This is a genomic window from Clostridium sp. Ade.TY (assembly GCF_000498355.1).
GTDB lineage: Bacteria > Bacillota > Clostridia > Clostridiales > Clostridiaceae > Clostridium.
On the sequence record NZ_AVSV01000003.1, the window covers coordinates 19,254 to 38,700 of the forward strand.

Sequence of the window (19,447 nt, forward strand, 5' to 3'; positions counted from 1 at the left end):
GGAAGATAGAGAAAATTTATTATGGAGGTATAAAATGAATATTAATGATAGATTAGCCAAAGAGCTTGGGCTTAAATTAAATGTTATTAATAATGTTATTGAATTATTAGATGGGGGAAACACAGTTCCATTCATAGCAAGATATAGAAAAGAAATGACTGGAGGACTTTCTGATGAAGTTTTAAGAAACTTAGAAGAAAGATTAGTTTACTTAAGAAATTTACAAGATAGAAAAGAAACAGTAAGAAAATTAATTGAAGAGCAAGGAAATCTTACTGAAGAAATAAATAATAATTTAAATAAAGCTGAAACTTTAACAGAAGTAGAAGATATATATAGACCATTTAAGCCTAAAAAGAGAACTAGAGCTATAATTGCATTAGAGAAGGGATTAAAACCTTTAGGTGAGCTTATTTTAAGTGGAGAATTTAAAGGTAATATAGAAGATGAAGCAGAGAAGTTTATAAACGAAGAAAAAGGTGTAAGTAGTAAAGAAGATGCAATAAAAGGTGCACTTGATATAGTTGCAGAAGTAATATCAGATGAGGCGAAGTATAGAAAGTGGATTAGAACATTTGTATTTAATGAAGGTTTAATTGAAACTAAAGGAGGAAGCGAAGAGCAAACTCCATATGAGATGTATTATGATTACAGTGAAGAAGTAAAAAAAATACCACCTCATAGAATACTTGCTATAAATAGAGGAGAAAAAGAAAAAATTCTTTCTGTAAAAATAGTATCAAATGAAGATAAAATAATAAATTATTTAGAATCAAATTTATTAAAGGGTAATAAAGAAACCGATAAGTTATTAAGTGAATCAATAAAGGATTCCTTAAAGAGACTTATATATCCTTCAATAGAAAGAGAAATAAGAAATGAACTTACAGATAAGGGAGAAGAAGGTGCTATAAATATATTTAAAGAAAACTTAAAAGCATTATTACTTCAAGCTCCTATAAAAGGTAAAGTAGTTATGGGATATGATCCAGGTTTTAGAACTGGATGTAAGATAGCAGTTTTAGATAGTACGGGTAAATTTTTAGAAAACACTGCTGTATATCCAACTGCACCAAAAAATGATGTTGAAGGAACAAAAAATACATTAAAAAATCTTATTAAAAAATATGATGTTGATGTTATATCACTTGGAAATGGAACTGCATCAAGAGAGTCAGAAGAAGTAATAAGTGAAATGATAAAAGAAATAAAGGATGAAACAGGAAAAGAAGTATCTTATGTTATTGTGTCAGAAGCAGGAGCATCAGTTTACTCAGCATCAAAACTTGCGAGTAAAGAATATCCAGATTTGGATGTTACAGTTAGAGGGGCTATATCAATAGGAAGAAGACTTCAAGATCCACTTGCAGAACTTGTAAAAATAGATCCTAAAGCAATAGGAGTTGGACAATACCAACATGATGTAACACAAAAAAGATTAGAGGAATCTTTAAATGGTGTGGTAGAAGATTCAGTAAATAAAGTTGGAGTAGACTTAAATACTGCAACACCAAGCCTTCTAACTCATATATCAGGAATAAATTCAAGTATTGCAGACAATATAGTAGCTTATAGAGATGAAGTTGGTTTATTTAAATCAAGAAAGGAATTACTTAAAGTTAAAAGATTAGGACAAAAGGCCTTTGAACAATGTGCAGGTTTCTTAATGGTTATGGAAAGCAAAAATCCTTTAGATAATACTTCAGTGCATCCAGAATCATATGATGCAGCAAAGAAGCTTATAGATATTTTAGGATATAATATTGATGACTTAAAAAATAAAAAATTAACTGATATAGAGGAAAGAGTTAAAGAAAAAGGATTAAATAATCTTTCAAAAGAGATTGAAGTTGGAGAACTTACTCTTAAAGATATAATTAAAGAATTACAAAAGCCAGGCAGAGATCCAAGAGAAGATATGCCAAAGCCAATACTTAAAACAGGAGTTATAGATTTAAAAGATTTAAAATCTGGAATGACACTTATGGGAACAGTTAGAAATGTTTCAGATTTTGGAGCTTTTGTTGATATTGGAGTGCATCAAGATGGATTGGTTCATAAAAGTCAGATGGCTAATAAGTTTGTTAAGCATCCACTTGATATAGTTAAAGTTGGAGATATAATAAAAGTTAAAGTATTAGATGTTGATGAAAAAAGAAAAAGAATATCCCTTTCTATGAAAGAGGTTGAATAGTGTTAAAAAAAGAGTAAAAGTTTTTGAAAAATATAGAATTTATGTATTAATATAAAAAAACAAATATGAAAAAAATAATAAAAAATGTCTACTTAAATAAAATAGGTAGACATTTTTTTATGAAAATAATCAAAATTTGTAGAAAACGTTTTCTTGCAAATGTAAAAAAATAGGTGTTATAATAAATATATGGTAATGGGATGCTTGGAAAGGGTGAAAATATGAAATATATACTATCAATTGTAATAATGATTTTAGTTACTTTCATATCAATATTTATGTTTACTATTAATATGAATAAAGATAAAAACTTTAAGATGAATGTAAAGTTATCATCTATAATGATGGTTGTTACATTACCAATAATATCTTTAGTGGGAGGAACACTATTTTTAGCTTTTAAATTAATAGAAACAATACTTAATTTAAATATAGAAACATTTAATGTATTTTTAATTTCTATGATTGGAGTATTTATAATATTTCTTTGTGATTTAATGAGTAAAAAAATAATAGGAGAAATAGTTCCAGTTATTTTTGCAAAAAAATATAAAAATGAAAATTTAAATGAGGAAAAAATGTTAGAAATAATAAATAACTCAAGAAAAAAATTTAATCTATATACTTTAGTGATAATGTATCTTTTAAGTCTAATATTTTATGGTATAGTGATGAAAATTATATCAGTAGATACATCTTTAATATTCTTAATTTTAATATCATTTATAAATTTAATAAGTTATAAGGTATTCTTTAGAACATCAGCAAAAGCATAAAATAATAATAAATATGGAATAAATAAAAAACAACAATAATAATAATTATTATTGTAAAGAGTATTAGTAAAATTAATAAGAATTTATAAAAAATGTTGATAGTTTTTTTAGAGAGTAATTATACTTTAAATATAGTGGTAATTACCACTTGAAATTAGGGAGGGGTTTAGAATGCCAAATATTTTATTAACAAGGGTAGACAATCGTCTAATACATGGACAAGTTGGAGTGACTTGGGTAAATCACTTAGGAGCTAACTTAATATTAGTTGCAAATGATAAAGTTGCAGGTGATCCAGTTCAACAAAGTTTAATGGAAATGGTATTGCCAGATGCAATACAAACAAGATTTTTTACAATAGATAAAACAATAAATGTAATTCACAAAGCTGCCGATAGACAAAGAATATTCTTGGTTTGTAAAACACCACAGGATGCTTTAAGACTTATCGAGGGTGGAGTACCAATAAAAGAATTAAATATTGGAAATATGCACTTTAGTGAAGGAAAAGAGCAAATATCATCAACAGTATCATTAGATGAAGATGATAAAAAAACAATAAGAAAAATTATAGACTTAGGAATTAAAGTGGAAATTAGAAGAGTTCCTGACGAAAGAGTTGAAGTTGACATAGAAAAATACGTTTAAACTTAAGTTGCTTTCATTTAATTAATTTAATATATTTTAAAATTTAATAAAGGGGGAACTTTTAAATGTTAGTAGAAGCATTGTTAATTGCTATCTGGGCTGGTATAGCTGGTATCGATATGTTCGATGGATTAACACATATACACAGACCAATAGTAACAGGACCAATTGTAGGACTTATACTTGGAGACATGAATACTGGACTTATTGTAGGAGCTTCTTTAGAACTTGTATGGATGGGTATGGTGCCACTAGCTGGTGCACAACCACCAAATGTTGTTATAGGAGGTATTATAGGAACAAGTATTGCTATTTTAGGAAAACTTGATCCTCAAGCAGCAATTGGTGTTGCAGTTCCATTTGCAGTTGCAGCACAAGCTGGAATTACATTATTATTTACTATTTTCTCACCAGTAATGCATAAAGCTGATAAGTATGCAGAAGAAGCAAATACTAAAGGCATTAATAAAATTAACTATATGGGAATGGTAGTTTTATTCGTATCATACTTTATATGTGCATTTTTACCAATTTACTTTGGTGCTGATAAAGCAGCTATAATAGTTGATAAAATTCCAACAGTTATAATTGATGGATTATCAGTAGCGGGGGGAATAATGCCAGCTATAGGATTTGCAATGTTACTTAAAATTATGCTTAAGAAAGAATATATGGCTTTCTTAATAGGTGGATTTTTACTAGTAACTTACTTCAATATTCCAATCTTAGCACTTGCTTTAATTGGATTATGTATAGCTCTATATGATTACTATGCAAAATCTAATCAAACTGAAAAAGTTGTTGTAAAGGAGGAATATGAAGATGGCATCTAAAGTAGCATATAAACAAGCAACAGAATCATCAAGTTTAGGATATAAAAATGCTAAAACTGATAAAGTTATAACAAATAAAGATTTAAATACAATGGTGTGGAAATCTTTATTCCTTCAAGCATCATTTAACTATGAAAGAATGCAAGCTTGTGGATGGTTATATGGATTATTACCAGGTCTTAAAAAAATTCATACAAACAAAGAAGACCTTTCAGATTCAATGAAAGATCATATGGAATTTTTTAATACACATCCATTTTTAGTTACATTTATTATGGGTCTTGTAATAGCAATGGAAGAAAATAAAGAAGATAGAAATACAATAAGAGCTATTAAAGTTGCTACAATGGGACCTCTAGGCGGAATTGGAGATGCATTATTCTGGCTTACAGCTCTTCCAATATGCGTTGGTATTGGAGCTTCACTTGCAAGTCAAGGAAATGTTGCAGGTCCAATAGTATTCTTAGTATTATTTAATGCATTACATTTCTTCTTAAGATTTTTCTTAATGAAGTATGGATATAATACAGGGGTTAAAGCAGTTGCTAACTTAAAAGAGCAAACTAAAAAGATTTCACATGCAGCTTCAATTGTTGGATTAACAGTTGTTGGTGGTCTTATAGCTTCAATGGTTAATTTAAAGACTACTTTAGTATTAACAGCTGGTAAAGCAGAAGTACAACTTCAAGAAGGGGTTTTAGATGCTGTTATGCCAAATCTTTTACCTTTATTATATACTTTCTTAATGTATAAGCTTCTTAAGAAAGGTATGTCACCAGTTATGTTAATTGGTGTTACAGTTGCACTTGGAATAATTGGCAAATGGATTGGATTCTTATAAGAAATAAAAAATATAAATTTTAGGGGGTTGTTTAATTACAACCCCCTATTTGCAATGAAAATCCATAGAGGTAATTACCAATTTTATAAATTTTTTAAATTTATATTGAAAAATAGTATAATAAGTGATTATAATTAGAATATAGATAGGTATTTTATAAACAAGGTGGTAATTAAGAGTGAAAAGAATAGATAAAAGTTCTAAAATACCGTTATATTTACAACTTATGGATATTCTCATAGATAAAATAAATAAAAGTTTAAATGAAAATGATAGATTGTTATCAGAAAGAGAAATATGTGATACATATGATGTAAGTAGAACTACGGTAAGACAAGCTTTGGATGAGCTAGAAAGAGATGGGTATATATATAAACTACATGGCAAAGGCACATTTGTTGCACCAAAAAGAGTTAACCAAGATTTAGTATCATTTTATTCTTTTACAGATGAAATGAAAAAAATAGGTAGAGAGCCATCTTCTCAAATAATTAATTTTGAAATAATAGAAGCTGGGGAAAAGCTTTCAAATAAATTTAATATTGGATATGAAGAATTACTTTATAAATTAATAAGAATAAGAAAAGCAGATGATATTCCTATGATGTATGAAGTTACGTATTTACCATTTGAAAGGTTTAATGAATTATCTAAAGAAAAGTTAGATGGCAAAGCTATGTATGATGTACTTAGAGAGGAGTATAGTGCAAATTTAACATTTGCAGAAGAATACTTTGAACCTATCTTAACTAATAAGCTAGAAAGCGTATATTTAGAAATAAATGAAGGAGCGCCTAGTTTAAAGATAGAAAGATATACTTATGAAAATAAAAGATTAATAGAATATACTATAAGTATAGCAAGAGGAGATAAATTTAAATACAGAGTGCAGTTAAATAACAATTAAAATAAATAAAAATAAAAAATTTTTAAAACAACTGGTAATGATGACATTAACAGTTTAGGAGGTATAAAATGATTTTTGGATTAACAGATGAATTTTTTGAAGAGGTGAAAGGAACATTTACTGCTAAGGAAATAAGACAACAACCTAAGCTTTGGGAAGAAACTTATGAAATTATAAAAAATAATAAAGAAAATATAAAAGCATTTTTAAATAAAAATTTAACTGAGAAAACTAGAATAGTTTTAACTGGTGCTGGTACGTCAGATTATGTAGGAGACACTATTTATCTATATTTAGCTAAAAAATTAAATTTAAGAGTTGAAGCAATTGCAACAACTGATTTAGTTTCAAATCCATATGAATTTATTGAAGAAGATACAAAAACAATATTAGTATCATTTGCAAGATCAGGAAATAGTCCAGAAAGTGTTGGAGCTTATGATTTATTCCAAAACAATGTTAAAGATATAGCTCAACTTGTAATTACATGTAATGAAAATGGAAAATTAGCTAAAAAGTCAGCAGAAAATGAAAATGCATTATGTTTATTAATGCCAGAAAAGTCAAATGACAAAAGTTTTGCAATGACAAGCTCTTTTAGCTGTATGTTACTTGCAACATTATTAACATTTGACATAGATAATTTAGGAGAAAATAAAAAGTATGTTGATATAGTAGTAAATCAAGGTGAAAAAATATTAGAAAATAATTTTACTGATATTAAAGAACTTGTAGATTTAGGATGTAATAGAGTTGTTTATTTAGGTTCAGGAGCATTAAAAGGTTTATGTCAAGAAATGGCTCTTAAAAACTTAGAATTAACTAGTGGAAAAATAGTTACTGTTTGTGAATCAGTTTTAGGATTTAGACATGGCCCAAAATCAATAATAGATGATAATACATTAGTTATTTTTATGAACTCAACAAACAATTATACAAATCTTTATGATATGGATTTAATAAGAGAAATACATGGAGATAATGGAAATCATAAATTGGCTGTAATTAACTATAACAAAAATGATGAGCTTAATTCATTATGTGATAAATATATAGAAATAGATGGACAAGATGTTCCAGAAATATATACAGTGTTTAACTATATGTTATTTGGTCAAATGTTTGGACTATTTAGTTCACTTAAATTAGGAATATCACCAGATAATCCAAGACCAGACGGAACAGTAAATAGAGTAGTTAAAGGTGTAATAATACACCAGTATAACAAATAGTTTTAAGGTGGGGGAATGTTTAAAATGGTAGGAATAATATTAACAGGTCATGGGAATTTTGCAACAGGAGTTTTAAGTTCATTAAAGCTTATTGCAGGAGATCAAGAAAATTTGATAGGTGTTGATTTTAGAGAGGGAGATAGCACTGAAGTTTTAGAAGAAAATTTAAACTGTGCAATTTCAAATTTAAATTGTGATGAAATATTAGTTCTTTCAGATTTAGCAGGTGGTTCACCTTTTAAAGTTTCAGTTTTGTTAAGTCAAAAGTTACAAAATAAAAATATAAGAGTATTATCTGGAACAAATCTTGGAATGCTTCTAGAAGTTTCATTATGTAGAGATGGAATGACAGCTGATGAATTATTAGAATTTGCTATTAATTCAGGAAACAATTCAATAAAAGCTTTTGAAGTAAAGAATGAGGATGAAGAAGAATTAGATTGCGTAGATGGAATTTAATATAAGCTTATGAAAAGTTATAAAAGTGAAGAAAGAGGGTAAAAAGAATGGAAAAAATACTATCAACTAGAGAAATGCTTAAAAAAGCTCAAAGAGAGGGATATGCAGTACCTGCATTTAACATACACAACTTAGAAACTCTTCAAGTTGTTGTAGAAACAGCAGCAGAACTTAAATCACCAGTTATATTAGCAGGAACTCCATCAACTATTGAGTATGCTGGAGCTGATTATATTGTTTCAATGGCAGAGGTAGCAGCAAAAACATACAAAATTCCAATAGCTATACACTTAGATCACTTTGAAGATGTAAAAGCAATAAAAAGTTATATAGATAAAGGATTTAAATCAGCAATGATTGATGCATCTCATGAAGAGTATGAAAATAATATAAATATAGTTAAAGATGTTGTTTCCTATGCTCATAAGTTTGATGCAACAGTTGAAGCAGAACTTGGAAGACTTGGCGGTCAAGAAGATGATTTAGTTGTAGATGAAAAAGATGCAATGTACACAAATCCAGATCAAGCGAAAGATTTTGTTGAAAAGACAGGAATAGATTCATTAGCAGTTGCAATTGGAACTGCTCATGGATTATATAAAGGTGAAGCAAAGCTTGATTTTGAAAGATTAAAAGAAATAAGAGAAAAAGTTTCTGTACCATTAGTTTTACATGGCGCATCAGATGTTCCAGATGAATTAGTTAAAGAAGCTATAAAGTGTGGAATATGTAAAGTTAATGTAGCAACTGATTTAAAAATACCTTTTTCAGATGCTGTAAAAAAATATTTTATAGATAATCCAGAAGCTAATGATCCAAGGAAATATATGACACCTGGTAAAGAAGCTATGAAGGCTATAGTTGCACATAAGATAATGGTATGTGGAAGTAATAATAGAGCTTAAAAATAGAAAGGTGGATAATTAAAATGCATCCTATTAAGGAAATAGTTAATAGATATAAAAGTGGAGAAAATGTAGGGATATTTTCTGTTTGTTGTTCGAATCAATATGTAATTGAAGCAGCTATGGAAAGATTAAGAGATACTGATATGAATCTTTTAATTGAATCAACAGCTAATCAAGTAGATCAATTTGGTGGATATACTGGAATGAAACCAAAAGAGTATATAGATTATATATATGATTTAGCAGATAAAAATAATTTTCCAAAAGAGAGAATAATACTTGGAGGAGACCATTTAGGACCTCTAACATGGACAAACTTAGATCCAGAAGTAGCTATGGAAAATGCAAAGGTATTAGTTAGAGAATATGTTCTTGCTGGATTTACAAAAATTCATTTAGATACAAGTATGCCACTTAAAGGTGATATTGAATCAGGAGAATTTGGAGATGAGATAATAGCAAAAAGAGCTGCTATTCTTTGTGAAGTATGTGAAAATGCATATAAAGAATTATTAAATATTAATAAAGATGCAGTGCATCCAGTATATGTTATCGGTAGTGAAGTTCCAATACCAGGTGGAGCACAAGTTGAGGAAGAGGAAGAAGAAGGTATAAAAGTTACAGGAAAAAGAGATTTTGAAACAACTGTGAATACTTTCAAAGAAGAATTTTATAATAAAGGGTTACAAGAAGCTTTTAATTATGTTGTAGGGGTAGTTGTTCAACCAGGTGTTGAATTTAGTAGTGATAATGTTTGGGAGTATAATAGAGAGGCAGCAAAAGAATTAAATGAAGCTATAAAGGAATATGATAATTTAATCTTTGAAGCTCATTCAACTGATTATCAAACACCAAAGGCTCTTAAAGAGATGGTTGAGGATGGATATATAATTTTAAAAGTTGGTCCAGCTTTAACATTCGGTTTTAGAGAAGGAGCATTTGCATTAAATGCAATGGAAAATGAGTTATTAAAATATAATCCAGATTTAGAATTATCAAAATTTATAGATGTATTAGAGTTTAATATGGTCAAAGATCCAAAGGATTGGATTAAACATTATTCTGGAACAAGTGAAAAAATAAAATTTGATAGAAGATATAGTTTATCAGATAGATGTAGATATTATATGCCAAGGGAAGATGTCAATTTTGCTTTAGAAAAGATGATAGACAATCTAGAAAATGTTGAAATTCCAATAACTTTAGTAAGCCAATTTATGCATACTCAATTTAAAAAAATTAGAGAAGGAAAGTTAAATCTTTCAGCAAAGGATTTATTAAAAGATAGAATTGGTGAATATATAGATGATTATATTTTTGCTGTAAAATAATATAAAAATATAGTGTTATTTTATTGACAATGATAAATTGAAATGATAGGATAAAAGTGTAAATTAAATAAGTATCTTCAGGGCGGGGCGTAATTCCCCACCGGCGGTAAAGCCCGCGAGCTAAAGTTTTAGCATGATTCGGTGAAACTCCGAAGCCGACAGTATAGTCTGGATGAAAGAAGGTAAAATATTAATAACTTTAAGTTTGAAACTTAATGCCCTGATATAAGTGAATATCAGGGCTTTTTTATTTCAAAAATTTAGTTATTAATAGTTACCCACCAAAAGAAGATAATTTGGGGGAGGAATTATAATATGACATCAAATTTAAACAAAACCGTAAAAATTTCATTATTAGCAGGTATGGCCTTTATACTAATGTATATTGAAATACCTTTAATACCAATATTTCCATGGCTTAAAATGGATTTAAGTGATGTTCCAGCAATTATGGGAGCTTTTGCTTTTGGACCACTTGCAGGAGTAATTATAGAATTAATAAAAGTTTTAATGCACTTTTTATTAGCTGGAAGTGGAACAGGTGGCGTTGGAGAAGTTGCAAACTTTATTATAGGTGCATCATTTGTTTTACCAGCAGCACTTCTTTATTCAAGAAATAAATCAAAAAAGACTGCAATATTAGGTATGGTAATTGGCGTATTAGTAATGGAGGTAGTTGGAATAATTGCAAATGTATATTTCTTATTACCAGCTTACGGAATGCATATGGATTCAGGACAATTAATGCAATATGTAACAGTGGGATTATTACCTTTTAATGCTATAAAAGGAATAATAGTATCTGTAGCAACTTATGCATTATATAAAAAGGTGTCAGTATCAATATTTAAATGCGATTCAAATTTTGGAGAAAAACGCAAAGAAAAAGTAGCATAACTTAATATTTAATATAACTTAATATTTAATATAACTTAATATTATTTTAATTAAAAACATCCAATTATAAGTGTTAATTTTATTAATCAATTATAATTTGGATGTTTTATTTTTATATAGCCAATTTATTATTAGAGATATAAGTTTATTAGTATTTTTAGTTATTTAAACAAAGAGTTATAATATAGGTAAATAATTATTTTAATTAATATTTAATAAGTTTTAAGTTATTATAATTAAATTTTATTGAGGAGTTGTTTATTATGAGAAAGATGAAAACTATGGATGGTAATACAGCAGCAGCTCATATATCATATGCTTTTACAGAAGTTGCCGCAATATATCCTATAACACCATCTTCACCAATGGCAGAACATGTTGATGAATGGTCTGCAAATGGCAAAAAAAATATATTTGGACAGCCAGTTAAAATTGTAGAAATGCAATCAGAAGGTGGAGCTTCAGGGGCTGTACATGGTTCACTTCAAGGTGGAGCATTAACAACAACATATACAGCATCACAAGGACTACTTTTAATGATTCCTAATATGTATAAAATAGCTGGGGAATTATTACCAGGAGTATTTCATGTTGCAGCAAGAGCTTTAGCTGCATCATCATTAAGTATATTTGGAGATCATCAAGATGTTATGGCAGCAAGACAAACAGGATTTGCAATGCTTGCAGAAGGATCAGTTCAAGAAGTTATGGACTTATCAGCAGTAGCACATTTATCAGCAATTAAATCAAGAGTTCCTTTTATAAATTTCTTTGATGGTTTTAGAACTTCTCATGAGATACAAAAAATTGAAGTGTTAGATCAAGAAGAATTAAAGCCATTAATAGATATGAAAGCTTTAAAAGAATTTAGAGATAGAGCTTTAAGCCCAAATCATCCTGTAACTAGAGGAACTGCTCAAAATCCAGATATTTATTTCCAAGAAAGAGAAGCTGTTAATAAATTTTATGATAAGGTACCTGATATAGTTGAAGGATACATGGCTGAAATTACAAAATTAACAGGTAGAGAATATCATTGCTTTGATTATTATGGAGCAAAAGATGCAGATAGAATAATTATAACAATGGGTTCATCAACGGATTTATGTGAAGAAACAGTAGATTACTTAAACTCAAATGGAGAAAAAGTTGGTGTGGTAAAAGTAAGACTTTATAGACCTTTTGATGTTAAGAGATTAAGAAATGCTATACCAAGCACAGTTAAAAAGATAGCTGTTTTAGATAAAACAAAGGAACCTGGAAGTATTGGAGAACCTTTATACTTAGATGTTGTTGGTGCTTTTTCAGGAGAAAAAAATGCACCTATAATAATAGGTGGTAGATATGGATTAGGTTCAAAAGATCCAAATCCAAGTCATATAGTTGCAGTATATGAAAATTTAAAATTAGAAGAACCTAAAAATGGATTTACAATTGGAATAATAGATGATGTTACTAATAAATCATTAGAACCAAACAATGATATAGATGCAACTAAAAAGGGAACAGTTGCATGTAAATTCTGGGGACTTGGATCAGATGGAACAGTTGGTGCTAATAAAAGTGCAATAAAAATAATTGGTGATCATACAGAAATGTATGCTCAAGGATATTTTTCATATGATTCTAAAAAATCAGGTGGTGTTACAGTATCACACTTAAGATTCGGTAAAGAACCAATTAAATCACCTTATTTAATAGATAAAGCAGATTTTGTAGCATGTCATAATCAAGCATATGTAAATAAATATAATGTTTTAGAAGGATTAAAGAAAAATGGAACATTCTTATTAAACACTATATGGAGTCCAGAAGAAGTAGATGAAAAATTACCAGCTTCTTATAAAAGATATATAGCTAATAATAATATTAGATTTTACACTTTAAATGCTGTTAAGATAGCTCAAGAAATTGGTCTTGGTGGAAGAATTAATATGATAATGCAATCAGCATTCTTTAAATTAGCTAATATAATTCCAATAGATGATGCAGTTAAATACTTAAAAGAAGCAGTTGTTACTTCATATGGCAAAAAGGGACAAAAAATTGTTGATATGAATAATACTGCTATTGATAAAGGAATTGAATCATTAGTTGAAATTAAAGTTAAAGATTCATGGAAAGATGCAAAAGATGAACCTAAAAAAGAATTAGAAGGTGTAACTGAATTTGTAAAAAGAATAGTAGAACCTATGAACAAATTAGAAGGATTTAATTTAAAAGTTTCAGATTTTAATGGAATGGAAGATGGTACATTTGAACAAGGTACAGCAGCTTTTGAAAAAAGAGGAATAGCTATAAACGTACCTGAATGGGATATGGATAAATGTATACAATGTAATCAATGTTCATTTGTTTGTCCACATGCAGCAATAAGACCAGTATTATTGACAAAAGAAGAAAAAGATAAAGCACCAGAAGGATTTAAGGCAGTTAAAGCTAAAGGAATAAAATCAAAAAATGAAATGTATTTTGCAATTTCAGTAGATCCAATTGATTGTACTGGATGTGGAAATTGTGCTCAGGTTTGTCCAGCACCTGGAAAGGCTTTAGTTATGAAGCCAGCTCATACTCAAAGTAAGGAAATGAAAAACTTTGAATATGCTACTAAAGAAGTATCTGTTAAAGAAAATCCAATGAATAAAAACACAGTAAAAGGAAGCCAATTTGAAAAACCATTACTTGAGTTTTCAGGAGCTTGTGGTGGATGTGGAGAAACTCCATATGTTAAGCTTATAACTCAATTATTTGGAGATAGAATGATAATATCAAATGCTACTGGATGTTCATCAATATGGGGAGGTTCAGCTCCTTCAACTCCATATACAACTAATCATAAAGGACATGGTCCAGCATGGGCAAACTCATTATTTGAAGATAATGCAGAATATGGACTTGGAATGTTTATTGGAGCAAAAACTATAAGAGAAAGATTAGCAGGAAAAGCTAGAAATCTTATAATTTCATTAGAAGAAGGGGAAGCTAAAGAAGCTCTTAAAGAATGGGTTCAAAATATTGAAGTAGGAGAAGGAACTAGAGAAAGAGCAGATAGAGTAGTAGCTGCTTTAGAAAATATAGATGAAACTCTTGCAAAAGAAATATTAGAAGAAAAAGACTTCTTAATAAAACCATCTCAATGGATATTTGGAGGAGACGGATGGGCTTATGATATAGGATATGGTGGATTAGATCATGTTCTAGCATCAGGTGAAAATGTTAATGTATTTGTATTTGATACAGAAGTTTATTCAAATACAGGTGGACAATCATCTAAATCTACTCCAACAGCAGCAGTTGCTAAATTTGCAGCATCAGGAAAGAAAACTAAGAAGAAAGATCTTGGTATGATGGCAATGAGCTACGGATATGTATATGTTGCACAAGTTTCAATGGGAGCAGATAAAAATCAAACTCTTAAAGCAATAAAAGAAGCAGAAAATTATGATGGACCATCATTAATAATTGGCTATGCACCATGTATTAATCACGGAATTAAATTAGGAATGGGTAATAGTCAATTAGAAGCTAAGAGAGCAGTAGAAGCTGGATATTGGAGTATGTATAGATACAATCCAGAAGTAAAAGCAGCAGGAAAAAATCCATTTACATTAGATTCAAAAGAACCAACTTTAGATTTTAAAGAGTTCTTAATGGGTGAAGTTAGATATGCATCTCTTGCAAAAGCATTCCCTGAAACAGCAGAAAGTCTTTTTGAGAAAACTTATAATGATGCAATGGAAAGATTAGAGAATTATAAAAAGTTAGCAGAAAAATAGTTATATAAATTAATTTTAATGAAGTGAATGCGTGAATTTTAAATAAAAGATTAAATGTGACCTAAAAATAAAGGAGTTATTTTAAATAACTCCTTTATTTTTATAGTATTTTAATATATTTTTTATAATTAGAGAAAACCACTCGTAAAACGAATGGTTTTAATTTTTATAATAAAATTAATGTAAATTTATATATTATGTAACCACATTATTATTGCATCTTCTTTATTATCTTCATAAAAGCCTTTTCTTATGCCTTCTTCTTTAAATCCTAATGATTTATAAAGGTTTTGAGCAACAATATTAGATTTTCTAACTTCTAATGTAATAGCATTACAATCTTTATCTTTTAAAGTACATATTAGTTTTTCCATTAAAGCTTTACCAATTTTCTTTCCTCTAAAATTTGGATGTACGGCTACATTAGTAATTTGTCCTTCAGAAGCAATAAGCCATGCACCTACAAATCCTATAACTTTAGAATCCTCTATGCAAACAATATATGTAGCAAGATTATTATTAAGTTCTTTTTCTATTGCATTTAAAGTCCATGTTTCTTTAAGACTTAGAGAGCTAACCTCATATACCCCCTCTATGTCATAAGAATCCATTTCTTTAAGAATTAGATTCGCCATTTGTCATTTGTAATCTTTTTTCTAATTCTCTAACTGCTTGAGGTTTCTTTAAATAAAGTGGTGATGAGTTTTCATCATCTTTTATTCCGTTTTTAAGACGATTTAAACCAATTTCACCAATTTGAGATGCTCTCACTGTATTTATATGCACAGGGGCAAAGTAAGAGTTTTTTATATTATTTAATAAGTATTCTTTATGTTTAATTGCACCGTCACCTGTAAACATTACTTTTTCATTTAATTTATTAAGTTCTTCTTTAAGTTCAGGAAGATCCATTGATGTACAGTCTAATAATGTTTCTATTTCACCATTTTTACATCTATATATTGCAGTAAAAACATTTTCTCTTACTGCATCCATAACGGGACAGATTATTCCATCAAAATATGTAAGAGATGAGGCTAAGCCTTCTAAAGTTGATATACTTATATAAGGTTTATTACTTCCAAAGCTAAGTCCTTTTATTGTAGCCATTCCGATACGAAGACCAGTAAAAGAACCAGGTCCTTTTGACACAACAAAACCATCGATATCGCTTATAGAAAGATTTGAGTCTCTTAATACCTTGTCTATCATTCCCATAAGAAGAACAGAATGCTCTCTTTTATTATTTAATGTATATTCTGCAATAACCATATCTTCATTAATAAGTGCTACTGTAGCACATTTTGAAGAAGAATCAACACTTAAAACTAACATGAAGTCAGCTCCTTTACGTAATTATATTTTTCACCATATGGAGTAATAGAAATTTTTCTATAATTTTCTCCTTTAGATAAATCTTTTTGTATATATATATGAAGATAATCTTTAGGTAAAATTTCTTCAATATAATTTGCCCATTCTATAATGGAAACTCCCTCACCAAATATATAATCATCAAATCCAATTGCATATATTTCATCAGGATCACTTACTCTATAAACGTCAAAGTGATATAATTTTAATCTTCCAGAATCATACTCATTAACGATAGTAAATGTTGGGCTAGTTATGTTTTCATCTATTTCAAGACCTTCAGCAATACCTTTTGTTATGTGAGTTTTGCCTGTTCCTAAATCACCTGTTAAGCAAACAATATCTCCAGGATTTAAAATTTTACCTAATTGTCTACCTATATTCGTAGTTTCCGCAATGCTATTAACTTCAAAATCCATATATTAAAAGCTCCTTTCTCTAAATATTAGCTTATCTTTATATTCTATCCAAATTTTAAAAAAAAGAAAAGTAAAAGTAACATAATTGTAATTGCATAACGAAAATAAAAAGTGTAAAATATAATAACATAAGTATTTACAAAAAATAACTATAATATGGGTATTTAGTTAAAGAGAAATAAAAATTATAAATTATGGTTTTTAAAGAGGTGAAATCATGAAAAAGCTAACAGCTGCAATGCTAATTATAACAGCAGCGTTTTTTTTGGGTCTTGGAGTAGTATCTAAACCGCTTATGGCTGATACTTCAGAAAATGATAAAAATCACAGAGATGTATACTTAAATATAATGACAATAAATAAACCACAATATGAAATGATTAAAAAGTTATGTGGTGATAAACATAATGTACAATACATGTTTAATGAAGCTAAAGATGTAAAAGAATATAAATATGATAAAGGTATTATAAATAATATTTCTAATATGGATTTATTCTTTTATTCAGGATCTTATTATAATAATACACCAATAAATAATATGGTGTCAGAACTTGATAAAAGTAGCCTTGGAGTTATAAATTTATCAAGAGGAATAAGAGAACTTCAAACGGAAGTTGATAATAAGACAGTAACAAATCCATATTATTATTTAGGAATTCCTGAATATAAAATAATGATTTACAATGCTAAATCAGCTTTACAAGAAAAAGATCCTGCAAATAGGAATTTTTATGAAGAAAATTATAATAATTTAGTTAAACAATTAGATGAAATTCAAAAAAACTTTGAAAAAAACAGTTCTGAATATAAAAAATTTAAATTTATATTAGAAGATAAGAGTTTAGAATATTTCTTTAGAGGTGTAGGCTTAAATGTTGAAGTACTTCCAAAAGATAAATCTTTGGAAGATTATATTAAAGATAATAAATTAAAAGCTTCAGATGTAGTTTTTGTTCAAAATGAATATGGTAAGGACATTAAGCTTCCAAAAGAGGTTAAAAATATAAAATTAAATATTTTTGATGACAATAAAGAGTTTATAGATATTATTCAAAGTAATATTGAAAAAATACAAACTTTAGTAAAAAATAAATAATATTATTGCTTTTTTTATAAATTTATATTATAATCATTATTGTCCTAAAGGGGTATGGCTCAATTGGTAGAGTAGTGGTCTCCAAAACCATTGGTTGTGGGTTCAAGTCCTACTGCCCCTGCCATAGTGATAAAGACTAAAAACGATTTGTTTTTAGTCTTTTTTTGTATAAAAAATTAATTGAATTAAATTATTAAAAAAATCACATTATAAATTTAAATAATGTATTAATTTGTATTCTTAAATAAAGATAAAAGATTATATAAGAGGTATAATATAGAAAATAAATTTATAATGAGAGGTGTATAAAATGGAAAAGAAAAAAATATTAATACCAATAGATGGCAGTGAAAGAAGTTTAATATCATTACAATATTTAAATAATAATTTTAAACCAGAAGATGTTGAGATAGTACTTCTTAATGTAAGAGAAATAGTATTTATAAATGGTATGGCGGTATCAGAAGAAGTTAAAGATGCTGAAATTATAGGAAAAAGAATACTAGATGAGGCAGAAAAGCAATTAAAAAATTTAAATAATGAATTTGAATGTAAGAAAGAGTTTTCTTTTGGATACGCAGGAGATGAAATTTTAAGATATGCAGAAGAAAATAATATTGATACAATATTAATGGCGAAGAACACTAAAAAGAAATTTACTGCATTAGTTGGATCAGTAACAGCTCATGTTGTAAAGAAAGCAAAATGTGTTGTAGTAATGATACCAGAGGTATATTAATAAAAAAAGGATTGGGGATTTATAATGAATAAAGTAAGATTTGGGGTTATAGGAACAAGTTCAATATGTGATCAGTTTTTAAAAGCTGCGAAAACACATGAAAAGTTTGAACTTGTGGCTGTTTATTCAAGAAAACTAGAAACAGCAAAAGATTTTGGTGAAAAACATGGAGCTGAATTATTTTTTGATAATATAGAAAGATTTGCCAAATGTGAAGATATTGATGCTGTATATATAGCATCACCAAATGCTTTCCATGCTGAGCAAGCTATTTTATGTTTAAATAACAAAAAGCATGTTTTATGTGAAAAACCGATGGCTTCTAATTTAAATGAAGTAAAGAAGATGGTAAGTGTAGCTGAGAAAAATAAAGTTTTATTAATGGAAGCTATGAGACTTACTGTTTTACCTAATTTTTTAAATGTTAAAGAGAATATTCATAAAATTGGAAAGATAAGAAGGTATTTTGCATCATATTGCCAATATTCTTCAAGGTATGATAAGTATAAAGAAGGAATAATTCTTAATGCATTTAAGAGGGAACTTTCAAATGGAGCACTGATGGATATAGGAGTATATTGTATACATCCTATGGTTTCACTTTTTGGAAAGCCAAATAGTGTTATGAGTCAAGCTATGTTTTTAGAAAGTGGAGTAGATGGCCAAGGGACAGCTATATTTAATTATAATGATTTTAGTTCTATAATAATGTATTCAAAGATAAGTAATTCAAAGTTACCTCTTGAAATTCAAGGTGAAGAAGGAACTATAATATCTGATGGAATACATTTTAATAATGTAAAAATAATATATAGAGATGGAAGAGAAGAAGACATATCTATAAAGCAGAGAAAAGATGATATGTATTATGAACTTGATGAATTTATAAGAGTTATAAATAATAAGGAAATAAATTCAGATAAAAATTCTCATTTAAATTCACTTACAGCTATAGAACTTATGGATAGCATAAGAAATGAAATAGGACTTGAATTTCCAGCAGATTTAAAATAA

At 28.3% G+C, this 19,447-nt stretch carries 18 protein-coding genes, 1 tRNA gene and 1 riboswitch; of the genes, 16 read left to right on the forward strand and 3 right to left on the reverse strand.

Annotated features, from left to right (window positions below; genetic code table 11):
- The first annotated feature begins 34 nt into the window (after positions 1–34).
- From O212_RS0100760 to nifJ, 12 genes are all read left to right on the forward strand, one after another.
- Positions 35–2,194, forward strand: a complete 2,160-nt coding sequence (locus tag O212_RS0100760) for a Tex family protein (RefSeq protein WP_024613265.1) — start codon at positions 35–37, stop codon at positions 2,192–2,194.
- Between the two features lie 221 nt (positions 2,195–2,415).
- Positions 2,416–2,970, forward strand: coding sequence for a hypothetical protein (locus tag O212_RS0100765; RefSeq protein ID WP_152524841.1), 555 nt, complete (start codon positions 2,416–2,418; stop codon positions 2,968–2,970).
- 171 nt (positions 2,971–3,141) lie between these two features.
- Complete coding sequence (agaV, locus tag O212_RS0100770; RefSeq protein WP_024613267.1) at positions 3,142–3,618, forward strand: PTS N-acetylgalactosamine transporter subunit IIB; 477 nt, start codon at positions 3,142–3,144, stop codon at positions 3,616–3,618.
- Positions 3,619–3,683: 65 nt separating this feature from the next.
- Positions 3,684–4,451, forward strand: coding sequence for a PTS N-acetylgalactosamine transporter subunit IIC (gene agaW, locus O212_RS0100775; RefSeq protein ID WP_024613268.1), 768 nt, complete (start codon positions 3,684–3,686; stop codon positions 4,449–4,451).
- Positions 4,441–5,292: a PTS system mannose/fructose/sorbose family transporter subunit IID gene (locus O212_RS0100780; RefSeq protein ID WP_024613269.1), complete on the forward strand. Its 852-nt coding sequence runs from the start codon at positions 4,441–4,443 to the stop codon at positions 5,290–5,292. The genes agaW and O212_RS0100780 overlap by 11 nt, the downstream gene beginning before the upstream one ends.
- Before the next feature lie 178 nt (positions 5,293–5,470).
- Positions 5,471–6,199, forward strand: coding sequence for a GntR family transcriptional regulator (locus tag O212_RS0100785; RefSeq protein WP_024613270.1), 729 nt, complete (start codon positions 5,471–5,473; stop codon positions 6,197–6,199).
- A gap of 68 nt (positions 6,200–6,267) precedes the next feature.
- Positions 6,268–7,431, forward strand: coding sequence for an SIS domain-containing protein (locus tag O212_RS0100790; protein WP_024613271.1), 1,164 nt, complete (start codon positions 6,268–6,270; stop codon positions 7,429–7,431).
- A 24-nt stretch (positions 7,432–7,455) separates the two neighbouring features.
- Positions 7,456–7,890, forward strand: a complete 435-nt coding sequence (gene agaF / locus O212_RS0100795; RefSeq protein ID WP_024613272.1) for a PTS galactosamine/N-acetylgalactosamine transporter subunit IIA — start codon at positions 7,456–7,458, stop codon at positions 7,888–7,890.
- Between the two features lie 47 nt (positions 7,891–7,937).
- Entirely contained in the window at positions 7,938–8,795 is an 858-nt protein-coding gene (locus O212_RS0100800) for a tagatose bisphosphate family class II aldolase (protein WP_024613273.1), read from the forward strand.
- 23 nt (positions 8,796–8,818) lie between these two features.
- Positions 8,819–10,129 (forward strand): class II D-tagatose-bisphosphate aldolase, non-catalytic subunit, encoded by a 1,311-nt coding sequence (locus O212_RS0100805; protein WP_029699073.1) that lies wholly within the window; start codon positions 8,819–8,821, stop codon positions 10,127–10,129.
- A gap of 69 nt (positions 10,130–10,198) precedes the next feature.
- A riboswitch (FMN riboswitch) is annotated at positions 10,199–10,317 on the forward strand.
- Positions 10,318–10,444: 127 nt separating this feature from the next.
- Positions 10,445–11,026: an ECF transporter S component gene (locus O212_RS0100810; RefSeq protein ID WP_024613275.1), complete on the forward strand. Its 582-nt coding sequence runs from the start codon at positions 10,445–10,447 to the stop codon at positions 11,024–11,026.
- A 263-nt stretch (positions 11,027–11,289) separates the two neighbouring features.
- Positions 11,290–14,802, forward strand: a complete 3,513-nt coding sequence (nifJ, locus tag O212_RS0100815) for a pyruvate:ferredoxin (flavodoxin) oxidoreductase (RefSeq protein ID WP_024613276.1) — start codon at positions 11,290–11,292, stop codon at positions 14,800–14,802.
- Between the two features lie 188 nt (positions 14,803–14,990).
- Here the strand turns inward: nifJ and rimI are convergent, their stop codons facing one another.
- From rimI to tsaE, 3 genes are read right to left on the reverse strand one after another with little or no spacing between them, the layout of a single operon-like run.
- Positions 14,991–15,437 carry a ribosomal protein S18-alanine N-acetyltransferase gene (gene rimI, locus O212_RS0100820; protein ID WP_024613277.1) on the reverse strand — a complete coding sequence of 149 codons (447 nt, stop codon included), beginning with the start codon at positions 15,435–15,437 and terminating at the stop codon, positions 14,991–14,993.
- Entirely contained in the window at positions 15,418–16,137 is a 720-nt protein-coding gene (gene tsaB, locus O212_RS0100825) for a tRNA (adenosine(37)-N6)-threonylcarbamoyltransferase complex dimerization subunit type 1 TsaB (protein ID WP_024613278.1), read from the reverse strand. Before tsaB ends, rimI begins: the two co-directional genes overlap by 20 nt.
- Entirely contained in the window at positions 16,131–16,595 is a 465-nt protein-coding gene (gene tsaE / locus O212_RS0100830; RefSeq protein ID WP_024613279.1) for a tRNA (adenosine(37)-N6)-threonylcarbamoyltransferase complex ATPase subunit type 1 TsaE, read from the reverse strand. Before tsaE ends, tsaB begins: the two co-directional genes overlap by 7 nt.
- A 217-nt stretch (positions 16,596–16,812) precedes the next feature.
- Between tsaE and O212_RS0100835 the strand changes: the two genes are divergently transcribed.
- From O212_RS0100835 to O212_RS0100850, 4 genes are all read left to right on the forward strand, one after another.
- The gene (locus tag O212_RS0100835) at positions 16,813–17,694 is read left to right on the forward strand and encodes a zinc ABC transporter substrate-binding protein (protein ID WP_024613280.1); all 882 of its coding nucleotides are present in this window, start codon (positions 16,813–16,815) and stop codon (positions 17,692–17,694) included.
- A 48-nt stretch (positions 17,695–17,742) separates the two neighbouring features.
- Positions 17,743–17,818 (forward strand) — tRNA-Trp (locus O212_RS0100840).
- 186 nt (positions 17,819–18,004) lie between these two features.
- Complete coding sequence (locus tag O212_RS0100845; RefSeq protein ID WP_024613281.1) at positions 18,005–18,433, forward strand: universal stress protein; 429 nt, start codon at positions 18,005–18,007, stop codon at positions 18,431–18,433.
- Between the two features lie 24 nt (positions 18,434–18,457).
- Positions 18,458–19,447 (forward strand): Gfo/Idh/MocA family oxidoreductase, encoded by a 990-nt coding sequence (locus O212_RS0100850; protein WP_024613282.1) that lies wholly within the window; start codon positions 18,458–18,460, stop codon positions 19,445–19,447.

Excerpts from the sequence above, each read along its gene's own strand:
- rimI (WP_024613277.1), bottom strand. The coding sequence starts at position 15,437 with ATGGCGAATCTAATTCTTAAAGAAATGGATTCTTATGACATAGAGGGG.
- O212_RS0100845 (WP_024613281.1), top strand. The coding sequence starts at position 18,005 with ATGGAAAAGAAAAAAATATTAATACCAATAGATGGCAGTGAAAGAAGT.
- O212_RS0100760 (WP_024613265.1), top strand. The coding sequence starts at position 35 with ATGAATATTAATGATAGATTAGCCAAAGAGCTTGGGCTTAAATTAAAT.
- O212_RS0100780 (WP_024613269.1), top strand. The coding sequence starts at position 4,441 with ATGGCATCTAAAGTAGCATATAAACAAGCAACAGAATCATCAAGTTTA.
- agaF (WP_024613272.1), top strand. The coding sequence starts at position 7,456 with ATGGTAGGAATAATATTAACAGGTCATGGGAATTTTGCAACAGGAGTT.
- nifJ (WP_024613276.1), top strand. The coding sequence starts at position 11,290 with ATGAGAAAGATGAAAACTATGGATGGTAATACAGCAGCAGCTCATATA.
- O212_RS0100810 (WP_024613275.1), top strand. The coding sequence starts at position 10,445 with ATGACATCAAATTTAAACAAAACCGTAAAAATTTCATTATTAGCAGGT.
- tsaB (WP_024613278.1), bottom strand. The coding sequence starts at position 16,137 with ATGTTAGTTTTAAGTGTTGATTCTTCTTCAAAATGTGCTACAGTAGCA.
- agaW (WP_024613268.1), top strand. The coding sequence starts at position 3,684 with ATGTTAGTAGAAGCATTGTTAATTGCTATCTGGGCTGGTATAGCTGGT.
- O212_RS0100835 (WP_024613280.1), top strand. The coding sequence starts at position 16,813 with ATGAAAAAGCTAACAGCTGCAATGCTAATTATAACAGCAGCGTTTTTT.
- O212_RS0100765 (WP_152524841.1), top strand. The coding sequence starts at position 2,416 with ATGAAATATATACTATCAATTGTAATAATGATTTTAGTTACTTTCATA.
- O212_RS0100800 (WP_024613273.1), top strand. The coding sequence starts at position 7,938 with ATGGAAAAAATACTATCAACTAGAGAAATGCTTAAAAAAGCTCAAAGA.
- O212_RS0100790 (WP_024613271.1), top strand. The coding sequence starts at position 6,268 with ATGATTTTTGGATTAACAGATGAATTTTTTGAAGAGGTGAAAGGAACA.
- tsaE (WP_024613279.1), bottom strand. The coding sequence starts at position 16,595 with ATGGATTTTGAAGTTAATAGCATTGCGGAAACTACGAATATAGGTAGA.
- O212_RS0100805 (WP_029699073.1), top strand. The coding sequence starts at position 8,819 with ATGCATCCTATTAAGGAAATAGTTAATAGATATAAAAGTGGAGAAAAT.
- O212_RS0100850 (WP_024613282.1), top strand. The coding sequence starts at position 18,458 with ATGAATAAAGTAAGATTTGGGGTTATAGGAACAAGTTCAATATGTGAT.
- agaV (WP_024613267.1), top strand. The coding sequence starts at position 3,142 with ATGCCAAATATTTTATTAACAAGGGTAGACAATCGTCTAATACATGGA.